This is a genomic window from Cellulosimicrobium sp. NPDC057127, assembly GCF_042670945.1.
In the GTDB taxonomy this organism is placed as follows: Bacteria; Actinomycetota; Actinomycetes; order Actinomycetales; family Cellulomonadaceae; genus Cellulosimicrobium.
Window position 1 is genome coordinate 1 of sequence record NZ_JBHUUP010000030.1, and the last position, 4,329, is coordinate 4,329.

Sequence of the window (4,329 nt, forward strand, 5' to 3'; positions counted from 1 at the left end):
GGCGGGCACCCTGCGTGCCCGCCGCCGACCTCGCCCGCCCGCGGCACGCGGACGGGCGCAGACCTACCTGACCACAGGACAGGAGTGCGAGATGGCACAGCGGACCGGCGCACGACAGCCCGCCCCGCGACGGTCGAGGACCGGCACCGGCACGGCGGCGCGCCCCGTGACCCGGACGACGACCGCGTCGTCCGGCCGCTCCCGTCCTGACGACCGGGGCGGTGCCGGCCGTCCCGAGCCTCGGCCACCGGCGCACGTGCGCGTGCGCCGGTGGCTGCAGGCGCTCGGCGCACGCGGACGGATGCTGCTCGTGGGGGCGGCGCTCGCGGCGGTCGTCGTCGCCGCGGTCCTCGTCGTCGCCCTCACGCGCGGCGCAGAGCCCGACCCGGCAGGCGTCGGCTCCGCGGTGGACCCGACTCGCGTCGCGGAGCTCGAGGCCGCCGAGGCCGAGCGCGACGCCGACAACCTCACGGCGTCGATCGAGCACGCCCGCTCGCTGCAGGCGGAGCTCGTCCCGGTGATGCACGCCCTGCACGCGGTGCTCCCGGTCGACGGCACGACGGCAGCGACACCGACCGACGAGGAGGTCGCCGCGTGGCGCGACACCCTCGACACGCTCATGGGCGAGACGGAGGCCCTCCCGAGCGGGTCGTCGGAGCACAACATCGTCCGCAACGGCATGCTCACCTCGCTCGAGCTGCTCGGCGACACGGTCGACGCGGTCGATCTCGCCCGGGCCGCCGACGCGAGCGCGGCGCCAGGTCTGTACGCCCTCGCCGGCGAGCTGCGCACACGCGCGGTCGAGACGTGGGGCCTCGCGGCGATCCAGCTGGACCTCCGGTCGACGTCCGGCGGGCAGGGCCACGTGCACGTCTTCCTGCCGGTCCGCCCGGGCGACTCGCTCGACGGCGGTCTCGACGGGCACGGTGGCGAGGAGGAGCACGCCCACGAGGAGGGCGACGGCCACGACCACTGAGCGCGCCGGGCCGGTCGGTCAGGTGCCGTGCACCATCACCACGTCGCTGTGCCGCTCGCCGCCGACGACGTACGTGCGCTCGCCCACGACCGCGAACCCGTGCTTGCGGTAGAACGCCTGGGCGCGCGCGTTGAGCCCGTTCGTCCCGAGCCAGAGCGTGCGGCCGGGCGCGAGCACGCTCGCCGCGTCGAGCGCCGCGCGCACGAGCTCCGCCGCCACCCCGGTGCCTTGCGCGTCGGGGTGCACGTAGATCTTCGACAGCTCGAGCGACTCGCCGTGCCCCACGACGTCGGCGACGTCCGCGTCGTCCGGCACGCCCAGCGCCAGCAGGGCGTAGCCGAGCGGCTGCGCCCCGGCGGCCGGCGCCTCGACGAGCAGCAGCGCGTGCGCGGCGCTCGTCGCCCACGCGCGGAACCGGTCGGGGGAGAGCTGGGTCGCGACGTGCTCGGCGATCGCGTCCGGGGAGGCTCCCGGCGGGCACGCCAGGGGGAACGTCACCGCGGCGAGGTCGGCGAGCGCCGCGGCGTCGTCGGCCGTCGCCGGGCGGACCCGGGCCGTGGACAGGTCGAGGTGGCTCACGCCCGCGACCCTACGCCGACGCGCCATGATGGGGGAGTGAGTCGCATCGATCTGAACGCGGACCTCGGCGAGGGCTTCGGGCGCTGGACGCTCGCCGACGACCGGGCCCTGCTCGGTCTGGTGACGAGCGCGAACGTGGCGTGCGGGTTCCACGCGGGTGACGCGAGCACCATGCGGTCGGTCGTGCACGACGCGGTCGCGGGCGGCGTGACCGTCGGTGCGCACGTGAGCTACCGCGACCTGGCCGGGTTCGGGCGGCGGTTCCTCGACGTCCCCGCGGCCGAGCTCGCCGACGAGGTCGTGTACCAGGTCGCCGCGCTCGACGGTTTCGCGCGGCTCGCGGGGGACCGTGTGCGCTACGTCAAGCCGCACGGCGCGCTCTACAACGCGGTGGTGCACCACGAGGAGCAGGCGCGCGCCGTCGTCGACGCCGTGCGCGCGTACGACCCGTCGCTCGCGCTCGTGGGACTGCCCGGCTCCATCGTGCTGCGCCGTGCGGAGGAGGCCGGCCTGCCGACGGTGCACGAGGCCTTCGCCGACCGTGGCTACCTCCCGACCGGCGAGCTCGTGCCCCGCGGTCGGCCCGGTGCCGTCCTGCACGACGCGGCCCAGGTCGCCGCCCGTGTCGCCGGGCTCGTCACGAGCGGGACGGTCGTCGCCGTGGACGGCACGCCGGTGCGGGTCGAGGCGGCGTCGGTGTGCGTGCACTCGGACACGCCCGGGGCTGTCGGGCTGCTGACCGCCGTCCGGCGCGCGCTCGAGGAGCTGGGGGTCGCCGTGCAGCCGTTCGCGGGGGCGGGCTCGCCGGCATGACGGCGCGTTCGCCCGCCTCCGGGGCGAGCGTCCGCGCGTACGGCGAGACGGCGTTCCTCGTCGACCTGCCCGGTCTCGACGCCGTCCGGGCGCTGCACCGCGAGCTCCTCGCCGACGTGCCGCACGCGGTCGTCGACGTCGTCCCGGCGGCCCGCACCGTGCTCGTGACCTTCGAGCGGCCACGCGAGTCCGGCGACGTGCGCTCCTGGCTCGTCGCCGCGATCGGACGCGCCCGGGACGCGGGTGCCGCGGCCTCGGCGCACGCGGGCGCGGACGTGCCGCTGGTGGAGATCCCGGTCGTCTACGACGGCGCGGACCTCGCGGACGTCGCCGGCTGGGCCGGCGTCAGCCCCGAGGAGGTCGTCGCGCGGCACTCCGGCCGCGTCTACGAGGCCGCGTTCGGAGGCTTCGCGCCGGGGTTCACGTACCTCGTCGGCGTGGACCCGGTCATCGCCGCGCCGCGGCTGCCCACGCCGCGCACCAGGGTGCCGGCCGGTGCGGTGGCCGTCGCCGGCGACCTGACGGCGGTCTACCCCGCCGCGTCACCGGGCGGGTGGCGGCTCCTGGGGCGGACCGACCGTCTGATGTTCGACGTCGACCGGGACCCTCCGGCGCTCGTCGCCCCGGGCGCGCGGGTCCGCTTCCGCGCCGTCCGGGACGTCGCGGCCGGGCGAGGCGCGGTGCGTCCCCCGCGACGCGGCCGGGTGCTCGAGGCCGACCGTGCGCTCACGGTGCTGTCCCCGGGGCCGCTGACCCTGGTGGAGGACCGTGGCCGTCCGGGGCTCGCGGCGATCGGGGTCGGGCGCTCGGGCGCCGCCGACCGGGGCGCCGCCGCGCTGGCGAACCGTGTCGTGGGGAACCCGCCGGACGCGGCACTGCTGGAGGTGACGCTCGGGGGGCTCGTGCTGCGGACCGAGCGGCCGGCGCTGGTGGCGCTGGCGGGTGCGGTGGCGCCCGCGACGGTCGACGGGACGCCGGTCGGACCGGGCGTCCCGCTGCCCGTGCCGGCCGGCGCGGTGCTACGCCTGGGCTCTCCCGTGCACGGACTGCGGACGTACGTCGCGGTGCGCGGGGGAGTCCTGGTGGAGCCCGTCCTCGGCGCCCGGGCCCACGACTCCTTGGCGGGCCTCGGCCCGCCCCCGGTGCGTGCGGGCGACGGCCTCGGGGTCGGCGTCCCGCCGGCGACGTGGCCCCCGGTCGACGTGGCACCGGTGCGGCTTCCGGCGGGGGAGCGCCGCCCGGGGGAGCGTGAGACGACGCTGCGGGTGCTGCCGGGCCTGCGGCAGGACTGGTTCGTCCCCCAGGCCTGGTACGCCCTCGGGGCATCGCGGACGGTGAGCGCGGACAGCAACCGGGTGGCGCTGCGGCTGGACGGCCCGCCCGTCCCGCGCGTGCGAGGGGACCTGCCGTCCGAGGGGCTCGTGCGCGGGGCGATCCAGGTGCCACCGGACGGGCGGCCGGTCCTCTTCCTCGCCGACCATCCGGTGACGGGTGGGTACCCAGTGATCGGCGTGGTGGTCGCGGAGGACGTCGACCGAGCGGCCCAGCTCCGCCCCGGCGAACGCCTGCGGCTCCGCAGCACGGTGCCCGCCTCCCGGGCGCTCGACCCGTGAGCCGGGTCACCGAGGACCGGCTTGACCCTCCTCCGTCGGGGCGCGTAATGTTCTCGGAGTCGGCCCGGCAGGGAGGAACAGACACCGCGACGGTGGCTGGTCCCGGGGTCGGAACCCTCTTCCGCAGGTGAGGCCTTCGGCCTCTCGTTCGGAGACCTCTCGGCGGAACCTGGCGCTCAGCCGGGTTGGAGAAGCCCCTGAGGCTCTGGTAGAGTGAAGAGGTTGCCCCAAGCGAGGTTGGGCCCTGGTGGTTTGGCTGAGTTGGTGTGTGTCGGTTGTTTGAGAACTCAACAGTGTGCTTGTTAGTCAATGCCAATTTTTGTCCTCGTGGGCATGGCTGGCTGTTGC

At 76.5% G+C, this 4,329-nt stretch carries 4 protein-coding genes; 3 read left to right on the top strand and 1 reads right to left on the bottom strand.

What is annotated here, in order from left to right; translation table 11 throughout:
- Positions 1 to 262 precede the first annotated feature (262 nt).
- Complete coding sequence (locus ACFTZA_RS16875) at positions 263 to 976, top strand: hypothetical protein (protein WP_378197578.1); 714 nt, start codon at positions 263 to 265, stop codon at positions 974 to 976.
- Positions 977 to 994: 18 nt separating this feature from the next.
- Here the strand turns inward: ACFTZA_RS16875 and ACFTZA_RS16880 are convergent, their stop codons facing one another.
- The gene (locus tag ACFTZA_RS16880; RefSeq protein WP_378197580.1) at positions 995 to 1,555 is read right to left on the bottom strand and encodes a GNAT family N-acetyltransferase; all 561 of its coding nucleotides are present in this window, start codon (positions 1,553 to 1,555) and stop codon (positions 995 to 997) included.
- A 36-nt stretch (positions 1,556 to 1,591) separates the two neighbouring features.
- On the opposite strand from ACFTZA_RS16880, the gene ACFTZA_RS16885 reads away from it, so the two are divergent.
- Both ACFTZA_RS16885 and ACFTZA_RS16890 read left to right on the top strand, forming a co-directional pair.
- Positions 1,592 to 2,368: a LamB/YcsF family protein gene (locus ACFTZA_RS16885; protein ID WP_378197583.1), complete on the top strand. Its 777-nt coding sequence runs from the start codon at positions 1,592 to 1,594 to the stop codon at positions 2,366 to 2,368.
- Entirely contained in the window at positions 2,365 to 3,981 is a 1,617-nt protein-coding gene (locus ACFTZA_RS16890; RefSeq protein WP_378197586.1) for a 5-oxoprolinase/urea amidolyase family protein, read from the top strand. Before ACFTZA_RS16885 ends, ACFTZA_RS16890 begins: the two co-directional genes overlap by 4 nt.
- Positions 3,982 to 4,329: the final 348 nt, after the last annotated feature.

Bases quoted from the DNA above. Each gene is read 5' to 3' on its own strand.
- ACFTZA_RS16890 (WP_378197586.1), top strand. From the start codon at position 2,365: ATGACGGCGCGTTCGCCCGCCTCCGGGGCGAGCGTCCGCGCGTACGGC.